Source organism: Koromonas humicola (genome assembly GCF_059726255.1).
In genome coordinates, this window is the sequence record NZ_AP040873.1 from 3,907,516 (window position 1) to 3,932,434 (window position 24,919).

At 55.5% G+C, this 24,919-nt stretch carries 9 protein-coding genes; 1 reads left to right on the top strand and 8 read right to left on the bottom strand.

What is annotated here, in order from left to right:
* Window positions 1-92 precede the first annotated feature (92 nt).
* The 8 genes from AC6IZD_RS16995 to AC6IZD_RS17030 form a co-directional block, all read right to left on the bottom strand.
* A complete protein-coding gene (locus AC6IZD_RS16995) occupies window positions 93-1,142 on the bottom strand; it encodes a 6-bladed beta-propeller (RefSeq protein ID WP_497784683.1) in 1,050 nt (349 codons plus the stop codon).
* A 35-nt stretch (window positions 1,143-1,177) separates the two neighbouring features.
* Entirely contained in the window at window positions 1,178-2,980 is a 1,803-nt protein-coding gene (locus AC6IZD_RS17000; protein WP_497784684.1) for a hypothetical protein, read from the bottom strand.
* Window positions 2,981-3,014: 34 nt separating this feature from the next.
* Window positions 3,015-4,088: a peptidylprolyl isomerase gene (locus AC6IZD_RS17005; RefSeq protein ID WP_497784685.1), complete on the bottom strand. Its 1,074-nt coding sequence runs from the start codon at window positions 4,086-4,088 to the stop codon at window positions 3,015-3,017.
* Between the two features lie 86 nt (window positions 4,089-4,174).
* Entirely contained in the window at window positions 4,175-5,212 is a 1,038-nt protein-coding gene (locus tag AC6IZD_RS17010; protein WP_497784686.1) for a hypothetical protein, read from the bottom strand.
* Between the two features lie 127 nt (window positions 5,213-5,339).
* On the bottom strand, window positions 5,340-6,626 hold the full coding sequence (locus AC6IZD_RS17015; RefSeq protein ID WP_497784688.1) for an SMP-30/gluconolactonase/LRE family protein: 1,287 nt from the start codon (window positions 6,624-6,626) through the stop codon (window positions 5,340-5,342).
* A gap of 15 nt (window positions 6,627-6,641) precedes the next feature.
* Window positions 6,642-8,051: a cytochrome c3 family protein gene (locus tag AC6IZD_RS17020; protein ID WP_497784689.1), complete on the bottom strand. Its 1,410-nt coding sequence runs from the start codon at window positions 8,049-8,051 to the stop codon at window positions 6,642-6,644.
* Window positions 8,052-8,342: 291 nt separating this feature from the next.
* On the bottom strand, window positions 8,343-10,487 hold the full coding sequence (locus AC6IZD_RS17025; RefSeq protein ID WP_497784691.1) for a hypothetical protein: 2,145 nt from the start codon (window positions 10,485-10,487) through the stop codon (window positions 8,343-8,345).
* Between the two features lie 734 nt (window positions 10,488-11,221).
* Window positions 11,222-22,726 carry a YDG domain-containing protein gene (locus AC6IZD_RS17030; RefSeq protein ID WP_497784693.1) on the bottom strand — a complete coding sequence of 3,835 codons (11,505 nt, stop codon included), beginning with the start codon at window positions 22,724-22,726 and terminating at the stop codon, window positions 11,222-11,224.
* A gap of 564 nt (window positions 22,727-23,290) precedes the next feature.
* Between AC6IZD_RS17030 and AC6IZD_RS17035 the strand changes: the two genes are divergently transcribed.
* Window positions 23,291-24,916, top strand: a complete 1,626-nt coding sequence (locus AC6IZD_RS17035; RefSeq protein ID WP_497784694.1) for an OmpA family protein — start codon at window positions 23,291-23,293, stop codon at window positions 24,914-24,916.
* Window positions 24,917-24,919: the final 3 nt, after the last annotated feature.

Here is a 24,919-nt window from a genome sequence, read left to right on the forward strand (position 1 = left end):
TCCCAAAACGTCGTGAGTTGGAAGTTGCACTTGAGCCGGCAATGGTGCGCTGAAAGACAGCAGCAGTATTGCGCAAACACCAAATAGGCGCCTCACCGCAGCACTCCTTCAGTTTTCGCCTTCACCCCCTGATACTTGAACACTTGGACCCGATGGTTGTAGGAGTCTACAACGTAAATATGGTCGCTCTGGTCGATGAATAAACCTGCCGGTAATTGGAATTCGCCCATCTTCGTTCCACGACTACCAAAGGTATAGAGCAATTGGCCCTCTATGTTGAAAACCTGCACAATGCCCCAAGCGCCTTCAACGACATAGATGTGCCCTTCCGAATCCAGTCCAATTCCCTTGGGACGGAAGAACTGTCCGTTAGAGTCCCCCAGATTGCCGATCACACCTTTATAAGTGCCTTCTCGATCGAACATTTGGACGCGAAAATTCATTGCGTCAACGACCGCCACTACTCCTCCTTTGGCTAACACTTCGGTCGGAAAGTGAAATTCCCCCTTTTCCGTACCGTGCGTACCAAACGAAGTTATAACTTGCCCATTCGTGTCCAGCGCAAAAATCTTGTCACGCAGCGTGTCTGTTACATATATCCGCTGCGTCTCTGGATCGATTGTGATGCCAGTCGGCCGCTTGTAAAAGCCCTCGCCACCTTTCAAGCTACCCAATGCAGTACGAAACTTGCCATTTGCATCGAAGACAAAAATCTTGCCGGCTTGCGAATCCGTCACATAGATGTTGTCCTTTGCATCCACAGCTACGCACTGCGGCATAAGCATTGAGTCTTTACTTTTCTCTTTTCTCTCCAGAAACTTATACTTGTGCTGGGCCTGGTCGAAGATGTGCACTCCACCCACGCCAGGATCCGTAACAATGATGCGTCCATGTGAATCCACCGCAACACTGTATGGCCGCACTAACAACTTGTAGTCTGGGGCGCCAATCACCACATTGACTAGCTTCGTCCAGAAACCAGGCTTCCCGCGAACGTCGTTTTCGGAACTGAGGGTCCGTTCAAAACTCAACTTCCGTCCGCCTTCCAGTAACAGATCTGGAGGCGTGTCTTCTGCATCTACGTTTTTCTTTGCCTTACCCGCAAACGCAAAGGCTGCAAGAAGCAGAACCAGGAGAAACACAGCCCAGCCCCTCCGCACTTTCGATGCGCGGCAGCTTAAAACACGTTGAACCATCGGGAGAAACTCAAGTAGAACGAGTTTAGCACGAACGGCCCATTCTTAATGGACGTCGCCGACTGGTTAACATTTGAATATCCACCACTTAGAGTCATCTTACGCAGTCTGTAATCAAAATGCGCGTTGTAGATATGGCTCTCAGTGAAGGTGCTGGTGGGTGACGCCTCGATCGTGCTCCGCGACCTAGAGTAAGCGCCTGACACGTTCAACCGACGGAAGATTCTTGTCGATCCGCTCGCGGTAATACTACGTCCGTTGAATAGCATGAAGTCGCTCGTCAGAACTCCCGCCCCAACGACCGGAGTCAAAACTCCGGAGGAGTTGAGTACAGACGTCCCCCTGGATTGTGAGTAGCTTCCGGAAACCGAGTAGCGCCGCCAAGCCAAACTGTTCGAGAACGACTCGGAACCGGAACTGTTTCCCTCTTGCCGCGAAATTCCACTGTGCGCTGCGCGGAAGGATGCACTCCAGTACGTAGTCTCACTGAACTTGCGCCTGATCGAACCACCATAGTTGTAACTGCTCGTAGTGGCGATACCGTATAGGGTCTGAACGTCCTGCGAGTAGGAAAAATCGGCTGACGTGTTCCAGCGCCCCACTTTGCGATCAACACCAACGTTCCCGATCAACGACGTAGCGCTGTTGCCTTCTTTACCTGCCGAGTCAACCATTCCAAAGCCGAAATGCATGAACCCGAATAGGTTGTGGGCAAATTGATAGTTCAGCATACCGCTGAACTGCGTGTTCACATAGTCGTGGCCTAAGTAGCTCGTTGAGTTTCTTGAAGCATTGGCAGTTGCCATCCAGCCGTGGCCTATGTTCAAGCTCGCGCCACCGCTCAGGCTCAAAGAATGTGAACCATTGTCCGATTTTAGAATGCCACTGCCCTGGCTAATGACGGCCGTCAGATTGGTAGTGTATTGAGCCTGGGTAGAAAATGAGAGGCGACTGAACGGCATGAAGGTTGAACCTGCCCCCGCCGTGCTAGTCGAACCATTATTGCCGCCATTGCTGCTGTTCTCATACGTCGAGTGGCTCCAGTTGAGATTCAGCCCGCCTCTGAACGGCAAATTATGTTGTGCTGACGCCGAATACGTTGAGGTGCTGCTGGTGCCGCTGCTCGCAAAACCTAGTAGGCTGGAATACTCGTAATTCGAGTTGGCATGATTGAAGCTGCCGGACAGGTTGAACCCTAGCAGTTTGTAACTAGAGCCCATATTGAAGTTCTTGGTTGAGTTGTGATTGTCACCGGTGGCGCCAAGGGCGTTGTAATCCGAGCTACTAATTGAATAGGTCGCATACACCGGAGGCATATCGGGGAGCACTTCGTTAACGGACACGCCAAAGCTCTGTCCTGAGCCGTGCGTCTCTAGCGCTCCCCCCACTCCGACCAAGCCAAATTCACTGTTATTGCTAACACCTTTTCCGTAGAAAACCGAGACTGGGAAGCTGCTGCCCGAGAACAAGCTCATCGAAGTATCAATGCCGCTGTCACGGTTGACGGCTCCCGATTCATTATTATTCTTGTTGCGATCCCAATATGGCCGCACCGCAAAAGAAAGAAAGCCGGGATTATAGTAATAGCCTGTCAACGACCCACTGCCGAGCAGATTCTGGTTATGATTGGAGCCGGAATCCCCGAACCCTGCCGAGTATCCGGCCCCCAGCGTCCCGTTCAGCTTCATTTTTAGGTTATCCCCAATCATGAGTTGCGCCTGCATTGATCCCACGCAGAACACGCCCATGAGCAGAAGCCAAGCCGCGCCCCTCGTCGCAATCATCCATTTCTCAGCAGCGGCACACATATAGTTCGTCCTACAGAATCTCTACCTTAGCGTTTTTGCGGAGCTTCTCGCCAAGTGCTGAACGGACTTGCTGCGTCTTTTGTTTTTGAAGGTCCGACCGCAGTTTGTCCTTTACTTCTGTAAAAGGCGTCACGCCTGCAGTTGTATGCGACACCAACCGAATCACCGTATAGCAGTTTTGAATCTGTATAAGGTCGCTCACTTGGCCGGGCTTTAGTGCCAGTGCCGCCTTCACTATTTCCGGCGGAAGTTTTGACCGTTCCGCATCCTTGCGGTCACCCATGTTTACGTGCCAGTCGTCGTCTGACATTTTTTCCGCCAAAAGTCCGAACTCACGATAGCTCTTGGTTGCTTTGGCAAGACGGAGCGCATCTTCGGCACGATTGCGTGCTTCTTTCGCAATTTCCGGACCGCCTTTTTGCGGCGGCAGTATGGAAATGGTTTGGAGCCTAAAGCTCTCTGCATGAGCGTACAGGGCCGGATTCTTGAGGTAAGCTGCTTTCGCCTCCATCGGCGTGACTTGCGCTTTCGCCGCGACCTCAGTCTTCAGCATCCGCTCAATGAGAAGCGATCGCCGTATCTTTTCGCGCAACACAGCCTTGTCGCCCTTCATCTCCGCTTGCATGTATTGCTCGTAGCTCGCTTGGCTGGGGAACTGCTTTCGGAAGGCCACTTCGGCGCTTGCTACCTTTTCGGGCGACACGCTCAACTTTCTCCGCTTGCCTTCCTGATACAGAAGTTCCTCAAACACAATCATGTCGAGGGCGCCCTTACGTATTTGGGGCTCAAGATCTTTTGGAAAGCCGTTGTGCTGTTGCGCATACGGGAAAATCGCATACATCTCACGGAGCAGGTCCACTTCGCTCAGAACAGCGCCGTTCACCCGAGCTACCGGTTTATTTGCCATCGCGCTTACGACCGCGGGAGAGAGACTGCCCGTCAATTTCTTTGAATCCGGGGCGGGTGTCGTTGCGGATGATACGACCGGGACCTTGATGCCTGTCGGGGCATGGGATGCGACTTGCGCAGAAGTGGCCAGCGCCCCTGTCAGCATCACAGCGAGAATTTGCGATCGGAATGCCATAAAACCTCTTTAGTTCTGCACTTCATTTGTAAGAAAGGGGGAGGGATGCTCCCCTCCCCCAACTCGTCCATAACAGACGGGTTTGATTAGAACGCGGTCGGAATCGAGATTCCGGACGCTTCGTTCGCACCACCAGGGCCGGAGAAGTGGCACTGACGGCAGAACTGGGTGGCCGAAGAGGCCTTGGTTCCGTTTGAAACATTGGCCGCTGGGTTGTAAGGAGCGGCAACGAAGAAGTAGGTCGGGACCGTACCAATGCTGCTGCCGTTCGGCGAAGCAGTGGTGGTGTACATGCTGTGCGGGGTGTGGCAGGTGGTGCAAACCACGTACGCGTCATCCAGGTTCGCGCTCAGATCAGTCGCGAAGCCTGCGCCAGCGCGGGCTTGGGTGATGGTCGGGAGACCGTAGTTCTTGTAGAACTCGGCCATCGTGCTGCCGGCGAAGGTGGACGACGCTTTAATCGTTCCGCCCTGAGCCGACAGGGTGAAGAAACCCTTGGCCGAGTTGATAGCGCCGTGTCCAACGGTTCCAAGAGTTGCGCTCGGTCCCACTGGGTGATCGTTCTTGTAGTTGTTGGTGCTGCCGCCGTCGTTGCCGAGCAGCGTCGGGATGTCATTCAAGCCGTAAGAAGCAGGCAGCATGCCAGCAGCCTGTTCGAAGGACTTATTGGTCATCATCGCGCCCTTGGCGACGTTACCGTCGTGGCAGGACAAGCACATCGCGATACCGGTGATCTGACGCTCAGACGATGCTGCGGTGATGGTCAATGCGCCCAGCTTGGTGGCATCATCCGGGTTGTCAGGGAAGCCGAAGGAGTGATTGTAAACCGGAGTCAGATCCTGTCCCCAGAGAACTTCATCGCCAGAGTCACCGGTCGTGGCAACTGCTGCGCCATTGACGTCTACGACACCACCGTTACCACGTGCACCGCTGTGCGGAGTGTGGCAGCCGACGCAACCGCGTCCGCCATTCTGGTGAGCGCCCAACTTATCAATCGAGAAACCTGTGCTGGGTTTTGTGGTGACTTGGGAAGACCAGTTTCCAGCGACGAACTGCGGTGTCTGTGCGAATGACATGGTCGCGAATACGGCCACGCACAGCACAACGAACATAAACTTCTTCATGTTAAAGAAACCTCCTGAAAAGGTCAGTGCAACTTCAGTTAATCCGGATTAAGACTTTGTCCGAATCCGTTTTTGGCGCTCATTGAGCGTCCAAAACCTGCTGCGACCTCTATGTGTCGCTAAATTCTTAGGGCTTTGCGTCTCCCCGCCCTGTGTTTGGCTCCGCTGCCGCCTTAGGCGCGGAATCCACTGTCGACTTACCAGACTTCTCTTGCTTCTTCTTTATCGCCTCATCGTCGCGGCGTTTCTTTTCAGCTTTCGCTTCGGCGTTGGTGAAGTACCGGAAGATCTGCATCCTGCCCGGCAGTTGTTCCGTGGTCAGCACCCGATTATTCTTGTCGATCGCCACGCCCGCAATGCTCTGAAACATTCCCGGATAAAGACCGTGAGTGCCCATATAGAGCAGCAAGCGTCCTTGGGGTGTAAAGACCTGCAACCGGTCTTGCACCGCGTCCGCTACCCAGACATGACCGTCGGAGTCGATGGCGATCCCTTTGGGCCGCGCAAAGAACCCGGGACCGTCGCCCGCTTTCCCGAATGTGCGGATGAAATTGCCTTCTGCGTCAAAAATCTCAATCCTGTTGTTCCAGGTGTCCGAGACGTACACGTTCCCATCCTGGTCCACGGCAACGTAGGTGGGCTTCGCAAACTCTCCGGGCACGGTCGAGGCATGCTTCGTGCCTGGCTTCCCCAATTTGCGGATTAACTTGTAAGGCGCATCCGCGTCGTAAACCAGTACTAGGTCCTGCTCAGCGTCAGTCACATAGAGAAGGCGGTTCTCGTTATCGACAGCCATGCCGCCAGGATCTAGTAAGCCTTCGGTGATTGTTGCTTCCAACTTGTGCTGAGGGCTGAACACCAGCACGCGCTTCATTCCGCTGTCAGCCGCGAACAAGGTGTCGCCGTCATCGATCGCCAACCCGGTCAGCCATTTGAAATTGGCATCCGAGCCGTTCTTGATCATGCCGTAGTCGCCAGTTTCGGTGTTAACGATGAAAATGGCGCGAACCTTGCTATCTGCGATGTAGGCGTGTCCTTTGGAATCGACAGCAACGCCGCTCGGGACCACGAGCTGCCAGCGAGGATGCCTGTCTTCCATTCCTTCGCCAGTGGCAACACCCGAGACCCGATCCATCCAGCTTTGCTTCTTCTTCTCCGACTTCTTCACGATCAACTTCTCGCCCGACCAGTAATCGAGATACTTGACGCGCGTGATGTCAGGGGGGTTCGGCCAGACAATCCGGGAGAGATCCAAGCCTTCCAGGATGTTCCTTGTCTTCGGCGGCTCCGGAGCTACGTTGTTCTTCTTCTTGGCGGACGCCGACGGAGCAGTACCCAGAGCCAAGCCAATCGCAAGTAACATCGCAGTCAGTCTCTTACCGCGCCGCACCGAATTTTGATCAACTGCAAACATCTGTATTTCCCTCAACTATTTGCCGAGTTCTTTGTGACAGTTAGCGCAGAACAACATATTGTTCGCTTGATCTTTCACCAGAAGGTCCGGTTCTGCGGAGGCGTGCGGTTGGTGACACGTCGCGCAGTTGAGTGGCACGGTGGTATGCGTTACATCATCCACCTGGTCCACAACCGGATGCTTGTCGGTCGGATGTCCGCGTCCATACTTGATCGGCAATGGTGCAATCTTCCTGAAATAGTCCTCTGGAAGCTTCACTTTGCCGTCGAAGATGGTCACGAGGTGTTCGCTCTCTAATTTCTCGTGAACCACGTCCGGTCCGTGACACTCCAGGCATAGCTTGTTCGGCGTCGCGGCGCGCAGCAGGTGGACGTTCTCTCCGCCGTGCGGCTCGTGGCAGGTAGAGCACCCCTGCTCGAACGCTGGCTGATGCAAGTGCTTTTTCTTGTGCTCCTCGGCCTGAGTCGCGTGGCAGCCGAGGCAAACATTCACCGCATCGGGCTTTGGGAATCCCGGTGACTTCCCAGCATGCGGGTTATGACAGTCAGTGCAATCGCCTGCCGCTCCCGGGTGCTGCACCTTCGACTTCTCAATCTTGTCCGCCTGCTCGGAGTGGCAGGTAACGCAAGTTTCTTTTGGCGTCGCCGTTGTCAGCACTACCTTGCCGTCTTTTGCCGGCTGATGGCAGGAATCGCATTGCCCACCCGCAAAAGGCATATGGGTGAACTTCGCCATCAGGTGCTTTTGCGATGACTGGTGTGGATCGTGACAAGTCAGACAGTCGGCTTTCCCGAAAGGCTGATTGCCGTGCTTCTTGGCGAGTTCCGCATCTTTCGGATCATGGCAGTCAATGCAAATTGCGGGCGAATTCTTCGTCAGATGGTAGTCAAACTCGCGATTGCCGCGTTCGCCTGTCTTGTGCGTGATGTGACAGGTATCGCAACCCATATCCAACGCCGCGTGACGACTGCCGTCCTTCGGGACATCGACGCCGATCTTGTGACATGTCAGACAGAGATTCGTGTCCTTACTGTCGCCGCTTGCTGGCTTGAGCAGTTGATTCCTGTTGTCGCTCTGGTGTGCGTCATGACATTTGACGCAGTCGCGAACGGCCGGAGCGTGAACCTTACCCTTGGCTTCGGCAGCATTTTTGTCGGCGTGGCAAGTAAGGCAGAGTGCATGGGAAGTGGTGGTGATCAGCTTGGTGCGGGTAATATCCTTATTCACCCTGATCTCGTGACAGCTGGTACACCCCATTGCTATCGCAGAATGGACCGACTTCCCCTTGGTTTTATCCTCATGGCACTGCAAGCATGTCGCTGGATCTTGCTTGGGTTCCAGAGGAACCGGATGCTTTCCCGCCCAAGCCGACGCGACAAGTGCGCCTACCAGAACCATGATCGAGATTGACTTCTGAAACTTCACAGCGACCTCACGCCATCTACCGTGCAATTGCTTTTCCGTTGTCGCTGGACCTAGTGGATTTCCTCCTGCTACAAGGGCCTAAGTTCTTGAGGAATATGCAACATACATTTTCGCGATACTGACCACGGAGTCGCCCGAGATGATGCGAATTGCAACAGAGCGCAAGAACGGCTGCGGCTTCTTACACAGGCTCTCAATAGACATTGGTCAAATCCCGCACCAAAGTAACGAAGCTTTACCGCAGGGGACTTTGACACTTAACAGAGGACGGGATCCTTGTTACCTTAGGTTCTATTTGCCAGATAGGCGTCGATATCCGGCACCACACGGAATAGCGCGCATCGCCGGATTCGCGAACAGGGCCTCTCTGGTCCACACCCAACTCGTTGGATCTTGCCAAACCGGGTCCGTCTCGTTGGCCGCGAGGACGTTAACCCGAAATTCATCGCACACGCGATCCAGGTCCCAGCCCCGTACAACATCAGGATCGTTGAACAATGAAGTGATATAAGGAGAAGCCTTCTTGCACTTCAAACTGTCGCCGCCAAACACGCTGCCGCAGTCTTCGTCTCCCATTGCTGCCTGCCGCGTCGAATACAAATGGTTCATCAGCACCTCGTTCTGGACGGGGTTGTATTGCACCACCGCCTCGGCCGAGGTCGCCTGGTCAAGCCTGCGGTACCCTTCTCGCAACCAGAAAGTGCGCTGCCCAAATCCTGGTTCCCCCAAGAAAGTCTCTGTACGCGGAAACTTGCCGTCATCCGCCATCGGCGCATAGCAGCGCAACACAACGAGTTGGCACCCAGTGCCCGCAATCCCGACCAGCAACGAGAAAACCAGCGACACCCTGATCCACCCGGCACTCAACCACCGCGGGGCTTCGCCGTTTCGATGAAAGAACAATTCGTACACGACTGGTGCAGTCCAAATAAGGAGGACAAACTGGACGACAAGCATCCCTCTGAATCCCAGGTCGTTGGACCCAGTGGAACTCGACTGCAAGACGCTCATCAGCAACAAGCAGACGGCGAACATTACCCACGCCATCCGTCTGTTCTTGCTCAGCGGCGTCTTGCTCTGGAAATCCATTCGCATCCATAGCGCCATCGCCATGAAGAAGACGCCAAACTCTAGGACATAGACAATCAGCAGAACCGGTACTTTCAGCGCCTCCAGCAGCAAGGTACTGTGTATACCAATATTGCCAAGCCACTCCAGCGCCAAGGGGAAATCCCGCATCGCAATAAACGCGAATTGTCCTGCGCTCCCATTGCCCCCCGGAGAGACATCGACACGTTTAGAAAGCAGATCCATCAGGTATTGCGACGAGAGCAGCAGCGAAAATAATGCTGCCGCGACAAACGTTGCGAGTGTCCGAAACTGCTTCCGCAACAATTCCATCAAGGCCCAGACAACTGCGAACGCTGCAAACGTAAATGTCACGTAAGCCGACAGGCCTGCCGCGCTGGAGAATGCCAAGCCGCATATGCACACAGCCCACACGCGTTGCCGTATCGAACTTGTCTCATCGATTGCCGAGAACACCAGCAGGCCGGCCATGCACGCACTGAGCGCCGAGACATGATGTGGCACCCACAGCAGGGAACCCAACCAAGATGTAACCTGGTTCGGATCCCACCATTCCATATCGCCTAGAAATACATGACCGAGCGCAACCACTGCCGTATATGGAAGAAGGTCCAGTCCCGTCACCGCGAGCAGCGCAATTCCAAGAACTGCTTTACCGCGGAGATGTTTCGTCTCACCAAGGAAATATTTAAGGAATAGCGGGATGAGCGATGCGAGCCCAAGTCCGCTCCAGAACACACTTGCATTCAGACAGGCCTTTGCGCTAATGCCAAATAAATGCATCGGTAAAGCGCACACGACATACCAATAGTAGTAATACCGAAGAACAGGAACGTCACCTAATCCATAGAACGGATTTCGAGGCGGCACCATCCTCGCCGCTGCGTCCACGAACGGCACTCTCACGGAGTGATCGAACGCCACATAACTCACGTAAAGGCGATTTCCTATTTGCAGATCCGCCAGCGAAACCTGCACCAAGAAGAACCAGGCCAGCATCATCCCCAAGCAAATCCAAGTACTGCGACCGACATTGGGGAAGTATGGTTTGCGAGGAGGAAAGCGCCGTATGCCTGTGGCTAGAGAAGCCCCCGCCAGCGACAGAAAGACCGCAAGCGTGACCTGATAGGAAAACATTCTCGTCACAAGCACGGCGACGATGGGCACTATGGCTACTGAAAACGCCACGCTGAACAGAACTTTCTCGGCAAAGGATCGGCATCGAAAACCGAATGCATTGCTACTCAAGCCCAGTAGATACCCGGTAGGGAGGAGAAAGAGCGCGAAAGCAAGGGCCGCGTACGTGGTCTGCACCAGATCGGCAAGCATGTAGTTCTGCATCAACATTTCCCGATTACTTCAGTCGTCATCCCTCCCACGCCGGGGAAGTGAAGAAACAAAGATCGCACGAACATTACGTTCTCCTGAGACCTGTCCGGTACAACCTCGGAATCGCGCGTGAGATGGAGTCCCGCTGAAAATCAGCATTCTGTTTGCGCAACTCGCGGCTCCCTCGACCGTACGCCGCCAACAATCGCGAAGGGAGGCATCCACGCCACAACGGACTCCGGGCGTCTGCGCTGGGGACTTGAATTAGCCCCGTACCAAAGACTCACGCCGCTCAGCTGTGCATCCGCATGGCGTGTGTTTCGACTTTCAGATATTTAAAAACTCCGCAGCCCCTAGCAGGTGAGAAAGAGCGAGACCAGTCACAACCCGGCCGCTCATGTTTCACCGTGAGCTGCCACACCGCTCCGCAGCTTTTTGCGTACAGGCCAATTTTTTTGGAGAGCTAAGTGTCTCACGATTTGCAATTCCAAATCTAGGTTAATGAATTCACTACAGGGTCGTATCTGGCCACATCGGGCGCTTAAACCACTTTGCCGAGTCGACCTTATTAGCTGCAGTAACTTGATGCGGAGTGCATCATGTGAAGAGATCGTGCGGGTGGTCGCACCCGCAGAAGACTTCTAGGCATCCAGTAGTATTGATTAACAATGTTCGGGGAAGAAAGTCCCGCTTCCCCGAACATCTCGCGCCCTGCGATGCACAATAAATAAAGTTTCCAGTAAGCGTTACACCTATTTGATCGTTATCGATGCACTCCCTATTGCGCTTTTGCCATATCCGCTACCGACCGCGATGGCCTTAATCGTTGTCGTGCTCGATACCGTGATCGGTCCCGTGTACAAATTGGAAGCAGTTGTCGGTGTAGAGCCGTCGAGCGTGTAGTAGATTGGCACTCCCGCCACGCCAGTTATCGTGACCGATTGCGGCGTGGTGTACGTGCCGTATGCAGGCGAGAACGTCGGCGTGGCTGCCACAATCGTTATGGATGCACTTCCGATCGCGCTACTCCCAAATCCGTTACCAACAGCGACGGCCTTGATCGTCGTCGTGCTCGATACCGTGATCGGCCCCATGTACAAATTGGAGGCAGCTGTCGGAGTAGAACCGTCGGTCGTGTAGTAGATCGGCACCCCCGACGTACTGGTTATCGCCACCGATTGCTGGGTGGTGTACGTGCCGTATGCAGGCGAAAACGTCGGTGTGGCAGCCACAATCGTTATGGATGCACTTCCGATCGCGCTGCTCCCAAATCCGTTACCGGCAGCGATAGCCTTGAGTGTAGTCGTGCTCGATACGGCTATTGGCCCGGTATAGAGCGTCGAAGACGTCGTCGGGGTTGTTCCATCAGTGGTGTAGTAGATCGATGCTCCAGAACTACTGGTCAACGTTACGGTCTGTGGACTGGTGAACGTGCCATAGGCAGGCGAGAACTTCGGAGTTGACGCCACAATTGCGTATGAAGCACTCACCACCGCGCTTGTGCCATATCCGCTGCCAGCAGCGATCGCCCGTACACTCTGTGTACTGGATACCGTAATCGGCCCAGTGTAAAGCTTAGAGGACGTTGTTGGCACCGTTCCGTCCGTAGTGTAGTAGATTGACACTCCTTGGCTGCTATCGCTTATGGTGATCGTCTGCGGGCTGTTGAAGCTTCCATATGATGGAGAGAAAGTTGGATTCGCCGCCACAATGGCATAGGTACCACCGGCCACAGGACTCAGCGCCGCCCCATTTCCTCCAGCCACAGCCTTAATTGTCATAGAACTCGAGACAGTGATCGGGCCTGTGTAAAGCTTCGAAGAGGTTGTTGGCGTCGATCCATCAGTTGTGTAGTAGATGGATACTCCTGCAGCACCATCCGTGATCGTGACGGTTTGCGGTGAGTTGAATGTGCCATAGCCCGGCGAGAACACCGGAGCCGGATTGTACGACAGTGCATACACCAAGTCGATCAACTCGGGAGCCGGACTGTAATTGCTATCTCCCGGCTGGTTGTACTTGACCTGGCAGTTCCCAGTTCCGTTAACCATCGTTATGGTGTTGCCGTTCACGGTACACGAGCCGGTCACAGATACCACGACCTTGAGCCCCGATGTAGCCGTCGCAGCGACGGTAAACTGAGCGTTCAAGGCAGCACTTTGCAGTGCATGTGTGGTTACGAGAATTTGCTGTGACGCACCCGTGATCGTCAGGCTTGCCGGGGTGTACTGAATCGAATAGTTGGAACCAGCGGACAACGTGCCCTGTTTAATAGCGTACGTTCCGACATCTTCGCCAGACTGGCGTGTCAGGACACCAGCTAACTGGTCGCCTTGGAGCAGGCTTCCGTTCGTGATTCGGTATGTTAACGTCGGATCGCTCGTCCCATACATCTTCGTTTGCGCATCCGCGGTAATCGCAATGATCAGCGGCGTGACATTGATTGTTGCCGACGCGGTTTGCGTTGTGTACCTATCGCTATCCTGCGGTGTGAAGGTCACAGTCAGATTGCGCTGCCCCGCGGAGAGCAACGTGTCCGCATCCGGGCTGTACTTAAAAGTACCTGCAACCGAGACGCCATCGTCAACCGCGGTTGCATTCAACTGTGCGCTGCTTAGCTTCGTGCCATACGTGATGTCGTTTGGATTCGGCCAAACGATCGCAGGAGTAATCTTCGTTATCGTTTCCACTTGTGCGGCAGAGCTGCTGCCGAGGAAGCTCCCGGCAGGATCCACATACTTGGCAGTAATGCTGTGAGAGCCTACGCCAAGTGAACTTGTACTGAACGTTGCAGTGTAAGGTGCAGTCGAGGACAACGCGCTACTTCCAATCAGCGCACCTCCATCGTAGAACTGCACGCTTCCGGCGATCTGGCCTCCACTAACCGAAGATACGGTTGCCGTAAATGAGACACTCTGACCGACGTTAGCGTTCAGTCCCGAGGCGGCCAGAATAACCGAGACCGTATCCGGACTGACAGAGTGTGACACCGCCGCAGAGGTTACGCTCGTAAAGAAGCGATCCCCCGAGTAGCTCACGACAACCGAATGCATCCCAGGTTGCATATTGGCGACTTGAAACTCCAATGGCTGGCTGCAATCAGTTCCATTAAGCGTTACAGGATCACCTGTTACCGTTCCGTCCACGATCAGCAGCAACTGCCCTGTTGGGCATGGCGTCTTTGCCGTCGTAAGTTCCAAGAGCACTGATGTCCCATACGGCGACGGCTCTGGCATTCCTGTCAGAAGAGACAAGCTCAGTGCAGGATCGATTTTGTTGATCGTCAGCGTTCCACTCGCTTGACCGACATAGTTTCCATTTCCCACCGTCGCGACCACGTTATAACTTCCCGGATCGGTCGGCGGCATGGAAGTGGCGTCGTATCCCTCACCACTGTAGAGGACGTTGACGTTCAGGGGACTGGGCGTCGTCATGACAGACACAGCCTTGGGAGTTCCATCGAAAGGCTGATTCAGATTGCTCAATTGCACCAATGCCGTTGCTGGCGTGATCGTGAGCAGCGCCGTGTTGTACTTGATGCTGTAGTTCTGTACGGCATCTGCGGGGCTCAACGTCGCGCTGATTACATATGGGCCAGCGGCAACATCTTCACCCGGAGTGCGGCTATAGGTTGCGACGACTTTGTCGGAAGAAACGAAGCCGCTCAGCGTGCCCGTGAGTGCCGGATCAACCGCACCGTAAGTTTTGCTAGTTGCATCTGGCGTGACGGATGCGATTGCCTTATTGACTACGAGCGTTATCGAGGTACTGGCGCCACTGTAGTTGGTGGCGTCTGTCGGCGCAAATGTCACGTTTAACATTTGCGACCCTGCGCCCAAAATTGCACCCTCGGACGGCGTGTAGGTAAACGTTCCCGGAACGCCTCCGCTGCTGGCATTGAGTTGGACGCCGCTAAGAGCCGTACCGTATGTGATCGCATCAGGAGCATTCCAGGCGAGAACCGGAGTGGCTTTCGTTACGCTTAGAGTACCCATCGCGAATTGGAAGCTATAGTTCGCAGCCGTCAATGAACCAGGGGTCGCAGTGATGTCGTACGTTCCAACAGTGCTGTTGTTGTCGGCTGATGTGCTCAGGAACGGGGTACCGGAAACCACCGTCTCTGCTGTCTCGCCATTGACGTATCCGGTGATCTGGTACGTGAACTGTGGATTTGCGATGCCGTAGATCCGTGTCGCATTGTCCGGCGTCACAGTTAACACCGCGCCCGTCACTTTGATCGTCGTCGAGGCGCTCTGGGTCGTGTATGTAGCACCATCCGCAGGAGTAAATGTAACCGTCAGATTGCGCTCACCTACGGGCAACAACGTTCCGGAATCTGGACTGTAGCTGAACGTGCCATTCACGGTCTCGCCGTTATAAGTCGCGGATGCATTCAACTGCGAGCCGTCCAGCTTGGTCCCGTACGTGATGTTTGCAGGTGTGGGCCAGTTGATCACAGGAGCAATCTTGTTGACCGTCTCCAACAGCGCAGCGGAACTGCTGCCCGCGAATAGTCCGTCTGTATTCACGAATTTCGCGACGATGCTATGCGAACCTGCGGGAAGTCTCGTGCTCCATGTAGCCGTGTACGGTGCCGTCGAAGGCAAAGCCGCCGATCCAATTTGTACTTCGTTGTCGAAGAACTGAATCGTGCCTGTCAATGCCTGGCCTCCGTCCATCGGACCAGGATCTACCGTCACCATGAACGTCACATTCTCACCCACATTCACAGTCGAACCAGAGGTAGCCAAGATCACGGACGTCGTATCAGGATTCACAACATGCGAGACAACGCCAGAATTCGCACCCTGGTAGATCGCATCACCTGAGTAGCTGGCCGTCACCGTATGCGAACCCGGAGTTAACGTCGTCAATTGCAGTTCGACCGGTTGCGTGCAGGAGCTTTCATTCAGCGTGACCGGAGAGCCCGAAGCTATCCCGTCAACGAAGAACTGCACCGTTCCACTCGGACATGGTGACTTCGCCGTCGTCAGTTCAAAGTAAACTCGCGTGCCATAAGCAGAGGGCTCCGGCATTCCGGTCAGCAGCGCGAGAGACAATGCCGGGTCGACCTTGTTAATCACCAACGTTCCAGAGGTCTGACCTTGATAGTTCGAATCTCCGGCGATCGCCACCACCGAGTAGCTACCCGGCAGAGTCGGAGGCATAGCGTTAGCTGCGTAGGTCTCGCTGGAGTACGTCACCTGGACACTCAGAGCACTCGGCGTAGTTGAAACCGAAATCGCCTTCGGAGTGCCGTCGTAATTCTGGCTTAGGTTGCCGAGGTTGATGATCGCCGCCGCGGGAGTAATCGTGAACGGCGCCGTGTTGTACGTGATGTTGTAGTTCGCGAGTACATATGCCGGGCTCAGCGTGGCGCTAATCACATACGGGCTTCCCGCGACCGACTCACCTGTAGTCCGGCTATAGCTCGCAACTACGTTGTCTGAATCTACGAAGCCCGCCAGCGTTCCCGAGAGTGCCGGATCCTGTGCGCCAAAAGTCTTCGTTGTCGTTGCCGGGGTCACAGACGCGTTGGCGAGTTCCACGCTCAGCGAACCTGGAACCATATTGAAGATGTAATTCGTCGCGCTCAGAGATCCTTGCGCACAGGTAATTGCATAGGGACTTCCAGCCACAGGACTCGTCGTAGTCGCTGTTGTCGAGCAAGCACCTGCACCGCTCACAACCGAAGCAGAATCGCTATTCACGAATCCCGTGATTGCGTAAGTGAATTGCGGATTGCTCGCGCCATAGGCACGGGTGGCGTTGTTCGCCGTAACCGTCAGCGTAGCAGCGGATACGGTCAGAGTTCCGGCGTTGAACGCCAGGTCATAGTTCTGTGCGCTCAGGGTTCCCAGAGCTGGCGTAATCGGGTACGCACCCACTGCACTGGTTGCCGTTGCCGTGGTCGTAATGACAGGCGCACCGGTGACTGCAGTCGCTAGCGTGTCTCCACCCACAAATCCGCTATAGGTGACGCTAAATGCCGGATTTGCCTCGCCATAAGTTCTCGACGCATTCACTGCTGTCACCGTCAAAGGTGCAGCCGTGATATCTGCACTCGTGCTCGCCGTTTGGGATGAAAGCTGGTAATTGCCGGCATCAGTCCCAGCTATGGTGATTCCGCTCACAGACACAGTCTTGCCTGTACCAACGTTCTTGTCCGCAAAACTCGCGCTCACGTAGCTCGTCGATAAGGTGTCACCCGGCTTGCGATTGTCAGTCAGATTGACCGTGGCCGTTGCTGTGCCGTCATATGCCTTGTTGACGCCCGTCGCGCTTACGCTCAGCGTTGCTGCCGAGATGTTCGCGGTTGTCGTCGCGGAAGTATTCGCCACGTAGTTAGCGGCGTCGGTTCCACTGATCGTGATTCCGGAGACACTTACCTGCTTCGCTGTGCCCACGTTCTTATCAGCGAACGTCGCTGTCGTGTACGCGGTCGTCAGCGTATCGCCCGAAAGACGGTTGTCGCTCAATGTGACATTCGCAGTCGTTGTGCCGTCGTACGTCTTATTCGTGCCCGTGGCAGTGACGGCCAGCGCTCGACCGGTAATTACGCCGCTGTTGTTGCTCGCAAACGTAATGCTGTAGTTGCTGCCTCCATTGCCATCGCTCACCGACCCTGTGGGCGTCAGTGTCTTGCCTGTACCCACCGCCTTCGTCGCAAAAGCCTGAGCAAAGCTGCCGGTATCACCACTAACCAGGCTGCCGCTTGTAATCGTGGGCACGCCCGAGGAGGCCGTCGTTCCGTCGTATTGCTTCGTGTCCGTTGCAGCCGTCACCGTGATCGCGCGAGCCGTGATCGCGCCGGTGTTGCTCGCAAAACTTACGGTGTAGTTCGCGCCGCCATTCCCGTCAGAGACCGTGCCCGATGCAGTCAGAGTTTTCGTTCCGACATTCTTGTTGTTGAATGTCTGAGTGAAGCTCGCTACATCGCTTCCTGCCGGCGCCGGACTGACCGTCGGAACACCCGCCGAGGCCGCGGTCCCGTCATACTGCTTGGTGTCGGCTGCCGCGGTGACCGTGATTGGCAACGCCGTGATTACGCCCGTCGAGATCGTCGCCTTCGTAATCGTATAGTTGTTGCCGCTGTTGCCGTCGCTGATTGTTCCCGCTGGCGTCAGAACATGGGTTGTACCGACGTTCTTGTTGTCGTAGGTCTCCGTCCAAGTCGCCGTGTCACCCGACGCTAGCGATCCAGAAGTGATCGTCGGAATGGCCGTTGATGTCACGCCGCCGTCATAGGTCTTTGCCGACGTCGCGGCAGTTACCGTGATCGCACGCGCAGTGATCACACCAGTCGTATTGTTGGCGAACGTGACCGAGTAGTTCGCGCCACCATTCCCGTCCGAAACAGAACCTGCCGGAATCAGCGTGAGATTCGTGCCCAAGTTTTTGCTTGCGTACGTCTCGGTGAAGTTCGCCGTGTCACCCGAGACCAGACTGCCGGAAGTGATGCTCGGAACCGCGGCGGCAGATGTTGTACCGTCATACGGCTTGCTGTTCGCAGCAGCCGTGACCGTGATGGGGCGAGCCGTAATCACGCCAGTCGTATTATTTGCGAACGTGACCGAGTAGTTCGCACCGCCATTGCCATCGGACACCGAACCTGCCGGAATCAGCGTGAGATTCGTGCCCACGTTCTTGCTTGCATACGTCTCCGTGAAGTTCGCCGTGTCACCTGAAACAAGACTCCCGGAAGTGATCGTCGGAACAGCAGCTGCTGATGTGGCACCGTCATAGGCTTTGCTGTTCGCTGCAGCGGTCACCGTAATCGCACGCGCTGTGATCACACCGGTGTTACTGGACGCGAAAGTAATTGCGTAGTTTGCACCACTGTTCCCGTCCGACACTGAACCTACCGGAGTCAGTGTAAGGTTCGTGCCCACATTCTTGGTTGCATACGTCTCGGTGAAGTTCGCGGTGTCGCCCGACACTAGACTTCCGGAAGTGATCGTCGGAACAGCGGCTGCTGAAATGGTTCCGTCATAGGGCTTGCTATTAGCTGCCGCGGTCACAGTGATCGGCAATGCCGTGATTACGCCCGTGGAAATCGTTGCCTTCGTAACCGTGTAGTTGTTGCCGCTGTTACCGTCACTGATAGTTCCCGTCGGAGTCAAGACGTGGGTCGTGCCTACATTCTTATTGTCGTATGTCTCCGACCAGGTCGCCGTATCGCCTGAGACCAGTGAACCAGAAGTAATTGTCGGGATGGCGCTTGATGTTGGACCCCCGTCATAAGTCTTCGTCGACGCCGCAGCCGTCACCGTGATGGGACGTGCAGTGATCACGCCCGTCGTATTGTTCGCGAACGTGACTGAGTAGTTCGCACCGCCATTGCCATCGGACACCGAGCCTATCGGAGTCAGCGTGAGATTCGTACCTACATTCTTGCTTGCATACGTCTCGGTGAAGTTCGCCGTGTCACCCGAAACAAGACTGCCAGAAGTGGTCGTCGGAATCGCGGTCGCCGAGGTCGTGCCGTCATAAGCCTTCGTGTTCGTCGATGCCGTGACCGTGATTGCACGCGCTGTGATCACACCGTTGTTGCTGGACGCGAAAGTGATTGCGTAGTTCGCTCCACCATTCCCGTCCGACACTGAACCTATCGGCGTCAGCGTGAGGTTCGTACCTACATTCTTGCTTGCATACGTCTCCGTGAAGTTCGCAATGTCGCCCGAGACCAGGCTGCCGGAAGTTAACGTCGGAACCGCGGTCGCCGAGGTCGTACCGTCATAGGGCTTGCTGTTCGCAGCAGCCGTCACAGTGATTGGCAACGCCGTGATTACACCCGACGAGATCGTCGCCTTCGTAACCGTATAGTTGTTGCCGCTGTTGCCGTCGCTGATCGTTCCCGCTGGCGTCAGAACATGGGTTGTACCGACGTTCTTGTTGTCGTATGTCTCGGTCCAAGTCGCGGTATCTCCAGAGATCAGTGAACCAGAAGTGATCGTCGGAATGGCGCTTGAAGTCACTCCGCCGTCATAAGTCTTCGTCGACGCCGCAGCCGTGACAGTGATGGGACGTGTAGTGATCACACCGGTCGTATTGTTGGCGAACGTGACCGAGTAGTTCGCGCCACCATTCCCGTCCGAAACAGAACCTGCCGGAATCAGCGTGAGGTTCGTGCCCACATTCTTGTTTGCATACGTTTCGGTGAAGTTCGCCGTGTCACCCGAAAGTAGAGTTCCGGAAGTGATCGTAGGAACAGCAGCGGCGGAAGTCGTACCGTCATAGACTTTGCTATTCGCCGCGGCCGTCACCGTGATCGGCAAAGCCGTGATCACGCCGGTGGAGATCGTCGCCTTCGTGATCGTATAGTTGTTGCCGCTGTTGCCGTCGCTGATCGTTCCCGCTGGCGTCAGAACATGCGTGGCACCGACATTCTTGTTGTCGTAAGTCTCCGTCCAGGTCGCCGTGTCGCCTGACGCGAGGCTTCCAGACGTAACGGTCGGAACGGCGGCGGCTGATGTTGTTCCGTCATACGTCTTGCTATTCGCCGCCGCTGTTACGGTGATCGCACGAGCTGTGATCACACCAGTGCTGACCGTCGCCTTAGTGACCGAATAATTGTTGCCGTTATTGCCGTCACTTATCGTGCCTGACGGAGTCAGAACGTGAGCAGAACCAACGTTCTTACTGTCGTAGGTTTCCGTCCAAGTCGCCGTATCACCTGAAACCAGCGATCCAGAAGTGATGCTCGGAACCGCGGCGGCCGAGGTCGTTCCATCGTAGGCTTTGGAATTCGTGGTGGCAGTAACCGTAATCGGACGAGCCGTGATCTGGCCCGTTGTATTGCTCACAAACGTAACGGCATAGTTATTGCCGCTGTTTCCATCCGAAACCGAGCCCGTAGGCGTCAGCGTCAGGTTGGTACCTGTGTTCTTTGTTGAGTAGGCTTCGGACCACGTCGCCGTATCGCCTGTCGCCAGTGAACCTGAAGTAATGGTCGGCGCCGAACTCGCAGTGGTTGTGCCGTCGTACTGTTTCGTGTTGGCTGCCGCAGTGACCGTAATCGACCGGGCTGTGATGTTAGCCGAAGCAGTTGGCTCAGTTAGCGTGTAGTTCGCAGAATTGGTGCCGGTGAGTGACTGGCCGGAGATGGACACAGAAATCCCAGTACCCGCGTTCTTGTTGGCGAAGGTTCCTGCTGCTGTGCCGGTCAAAGTCACCGCATCTCCGGTGACTACTCCCGCGAGTGTTCCAGGTGTACCAGTAAGCGTAGCGGTTGTCGTTCCGTCGTATGCCTTATTGCTCGCCGTAACGCCCGAAACGGTCAGCGCCTTTTGATTCACCGTTAGCGTGACTGCCGTTGACGTACTGCCATTGTTGCTCGTGTCACCGCCATACACAGCCGTGATCGAGTGACTTCCCGCAGTAAGTTGACGCGCCGTTGTCGTATAAGCAGCGCTGCCGGCACTGAGCGTTCCGCTACCCAGCGTTGTGGCCCCGTCCATGAACGTGACAGTACCGGTGGCAGTGCTGGGTGAAACCGTTGCGGTAAACGTCACCAAGTCGCCATAGGTCGAGGGATTCGCGGAGGAGGTAAGGCTGGTTGTCGTCGTTCCGAGGCCTGTGATTGTCAGCGTACCAGTGTTGGAGGTAGTACCGATGGTCCCCTGGATTGTCTGCCCGCTGGTCCCTGTATAACTGGTGGGAGTGTAGTTCACAGAGCAAGTGCCATTCGAGATGGTGCAAGATGTCGGGGAGAATGTGCCCGAACCACCTCCCGTCACCGACCACGTGACGATGTTCGTTTTTTCGCTATTGCCAGTGCCACTTACTGTACAGGTAGTCTGAACGCCGACTGATGTCGCGGTGCAAGTAACGCTGAAATTGTCCGTGAATGTGTTCTGTGCCTGCGCCCCGGATGTTGTACCTACTGCAGTGAGGTAGAACTTTGCGCCGAGGTCCGTTGAGTCCGGAGCCCACATTCCATACATCACATTGCCGCCCGAATCTGCGACCGTCGTTTGCAACGGCGAAACGTTCGCAGTGGACGGGATCACCTGCATATACAGGTTGACGGTTTCATCCGGCTTCCACCCCGTGCCGGTCATAATCACCGGAGTTCCGGGAGCGTAGTCGGCCTGATCCGTTTTGATCGTGGCAAAGCCGTACAACTCGGCTGTCTTCTGATTGCTTCCGCCCGCGACCAAGAGTTGACCGTCGGCCATAGGGAACAGTGCTGCTCCAGTAGCACTCGAACGCGCATACGACATCGTTCCGGTGGCCGTGAACTTGCCACTCCAGGGTGTGTACAGTTCAGCCGTTGCCGTGTCAGCGCCATTGAATCGGCCACCAACCAGCAGCACCATATTATTGTTGGGCAGCAGGAACGCCTGATGCCCCGCGCGCGCGTTCACCATCGAGGCTGAGACCGGATTAATCGCTCCGGTTGCCGGATCAAAAATCTCAGCCGATCGCAACTCCGCAACGCCGCCATTTGCCGCAGCCCCCTCAGGATAACTACCACCTGCGATCAGAACGGTTCCATCCAACAGGGTTGTGGCTGTGGCGTTGGCTCTGGGTGTACTCAGATTTGGTCCTGCGTAGATAGTGCCGCTCGCGGGATCATAGATTGCCGTGGAGGCCAGTGTGTTTCCATCTGCGTCGGTACCACCGGCCAGCAGCACACGGCCATCCTGCAGGGCCGCCGCAGCGTGAGCTTTCCGTGCAGGCTGCAACGCGCCACCGAATGCAAACTGTCCACCCGAAAGGCTGAATAATTCCGCAGAGGACAATACGCCGTAAGAGTTCGCGCCTCCAGCAACCAACACAGAATCCCCTGTCAGCGCCGCCGGGTGGCCAGTTCGAGCTTCGCTCATGGGTACCGTGGCTGACCAAGTGTTCGTGGATGGATCGTATATCTCGGCCGATGCAAGCACTACCCCGTTGGCCCCTGTTCCGCCGGTCACAAGTACATACCCGCCGTCGCCACTCGCATTTTTCAGGAACGTCGCCGTGTGGCCAGTTCGCGCCTCATTCATCGGGGCGACCGCCTTAAACGTCCCGTCTGGAGAGTAGATTTCAGCGCTCGACAACACTGATCCGGCAGCATCCATGCCTCCGGTCACCAGCACCCTTCCATCACTCAGCGAGGCCGCAGCCGCACCAGTGCGTGCCGCAGACATAGCTCTGGTCTGAGTCCAACGTCCCGTCGCGCTTGGGGTTAGGGTGAGCGACTGCGCGTAAGACATCACAGCCAGACTCAAAAGCACAATCGCGACAGCGACCAGACCAGATTTGCGCATATATGTATAAGCCTCCTGCAATCAATAGCTTTCTGACATCTTTGGACACGGGTACGACACGGCACAGCTCGGCACACACTTCGCCCATTGCCTGTTTCAACAACAAACAAGTTTTCGAATTCGACTGCTTACTTCTTTAGGGGGAGGGTGAAAGTTCGGACAGAATCTCTGTCCAGGAACTTACATCTACGAGTATGTCAAGACCAGACTAGGTAGACAACTGTTTTTTGGGTGATTACCGAGGTTCAGTGCCATTTGTGCGATTTTTTTATTAAAGTTTGGGCGAATCTCGACCGACAGGTCCACAACGGCACCGCCGAACGGGCACTCACGACACGTCCGGTGGCCATATCTACACCCGCCGCTCCAGATGTCAAAGACGTATCAGTTCAGTCCACATGGAACTTTCAAAATAGGTTGCGTTCAGCGGAATTCCTGAGACAACATAGATTTTCGCCTTAAAAGCCGAATTCGCCCGCCCCAAGCGAAATGTCACGCTGCGCAGTAAATGCGTGCCCAAGCAGGGTGACTGTTGATCGGCCAAATCTTGTCCGGAGATCCTCTGTGTCCTTCCGTAGCTCGTTGTGTCTATTTCTACTCTCCTGCGTTGCTCTTTCCCCATCAGTCCTTACGGCTCAGATTGGCGAAACTCAACGGGGATCGTTTCGGGTGTTTGCGGGTTACTCCGGGTATCACCCGGGAGGGACGATTAGCGGAGCCACGGTCCCAGACTTCAAAAAGGGTTGGGCCGGGCAGGTCATGTTCGACGCAAATCGATGGGTCCGAATCGCTGCCGATGTGAACGGCCATTACAACAACTTTGCGGTAGCTCATGACTTCGCTCTCGGTCCGCAGTTCACGTTCCGGATCGGGCCGTTTACTCCATTTGCCGAAGTCATGACTGGAGTTCAGCACTTCAGCCCAAAGAATTTTCGCCAGCAAAACACGGCCACATATATTTTCGGTGGGGGGCTGGATATAAAGATCAACCGCCGATTCTCGATTCGCCCATTCCAAGTTGATTACATCAACACCTACTACACTGCGAATCTGCCATCCCTCAGCTCCAACCAGTTCAATGGATTCCGAGACCAGGCGGGATTGATCTATGCCTTCGGCTTACCAGAACCGCCTAGTCGCGCAGTGGCGGAATGCGCAGCGCAGCCCCCAACGGCCGTAACGGGCTCCCCCGTCGCGATTTCTGTCTCCGCATCTGGCTTCAAGCGGCACGACGTAGGTTATTCATACTCGAGCACCGGGGGAATAATTACAGCGAATGCAGAGTCCGCGAAGCTGGACACAACTGGCCTCGCTCCAGGCAGCTACACAGTCACGGCAAAGGCTACCGATCGGCACAAGTCACACCCTGAAATCGCGATTTGCAAGGTGTCAGTCACGCTAACCGCTCCACCAAAGCTCGATCCATCTCTCTCGCTCACAGCTGACCCCGCAACGGTTGTGGCAGGTACTCCGGCAACGATCACCGCCACCAGCAGCAGTCCTGACAACCACCCGTTGAGCTTGCAGTGCACTGCGTCGGCCGGAAACTTAACTGGCAACTCCCCAACACTGACGCTCGACACAGCGGGTGTTCCTGAAAGCACTATCGCCGTCAACTGCACGGTTAGCGATGACCGTAAACTCACGGCATCCGCTACTACGTCCGTGCAGGTCCATCTGCCACCACCCGTGCCAAATGCCTCCGAGTTTGGCAGCGTGGAATTCAAGCACGACAAGATTCGTCCCACCCGCGTCGACAACGAAGCAAAAGGCACGCTCGACCGTTTCGGTGACGCTCTCGCCGCAGCGCCAGACGCAAAGGCTGTGCTCGTTGGATTTGCAACAACGCAGGAGACAGCGGCTAAGAGCGGCACCGCCTCGCCACTTGATATGGCGGCGCAACGAGCAATCAATGCCAAGGACTATCTTGCGAAGGCCAAGGGCATTGACCCGGCGCGCATGGAACCGAGAGCAGGAACAGCGAGCGATCAGAAAGTGCAACTCTGGATCGTTCCTCCCGGTGCGACGGTTCCCGTCGAGGGCACGCGCGTTGTGGACGAGAACAAGGTCAAACCGGTCCCGCGCGTTCCGCTGAAGTCGCTTCGGAAATCGACTCATAGGGCAGCGCATTCAAAGGCTCACGCTAATACGCAAAAGGCCGTCCGGAAGACGAGTAAGGGGGCTAAATAGCCC

Bases quoted from the DNA above. Each gene is read 5' to 3' on its own strand.
- AC6IZD_RS17000 (WP_497784684.1), bottom strand. From the start codon at position 2,980: ATGATTGCGACGAGGGGCGCGGCTTGGCTTCTGCTCATGGGCGTGTTC.
- AC6IZD_RS17005 (WP_497784685.1), bottom strand. From the start codon at position 4,088: ATGGCATTCCGATCGCAAATTCTCGCTGTGATGCTGACAGGGGCGCTG.
- AC6IZD_RS17010 (WP_497784686.1), bottom strand. From the start codon at position 5,212: ATGAAGAAGTTTATGTTCGTTGTGCTGTGCGTGGCCGTATTCGCGACC.
- AC6IZD_RS17015 (WP_497784688.1), bottom strand. From the start codon at position 6,626: ATGTTTGCAGTTGATCAAAATTCGGTGCGGCGCGGTAAGAGACTGACT.
- AC6IZD_RS17025 (WP_497784691.1), bottom strand. From the start codon at position 10,487: ATGTTGATGCAGAACTACATGCTTGCCGATCTGGTGCAGACCACGTAC.
- AC6IZD_RS17030 (WP_497784693.1), bottom strand. From the start codon at position 22,726: ATGCGCAAATCTGGTCTGGTCGCTGTCGCGATTGTGCTTTTGAGTCTG.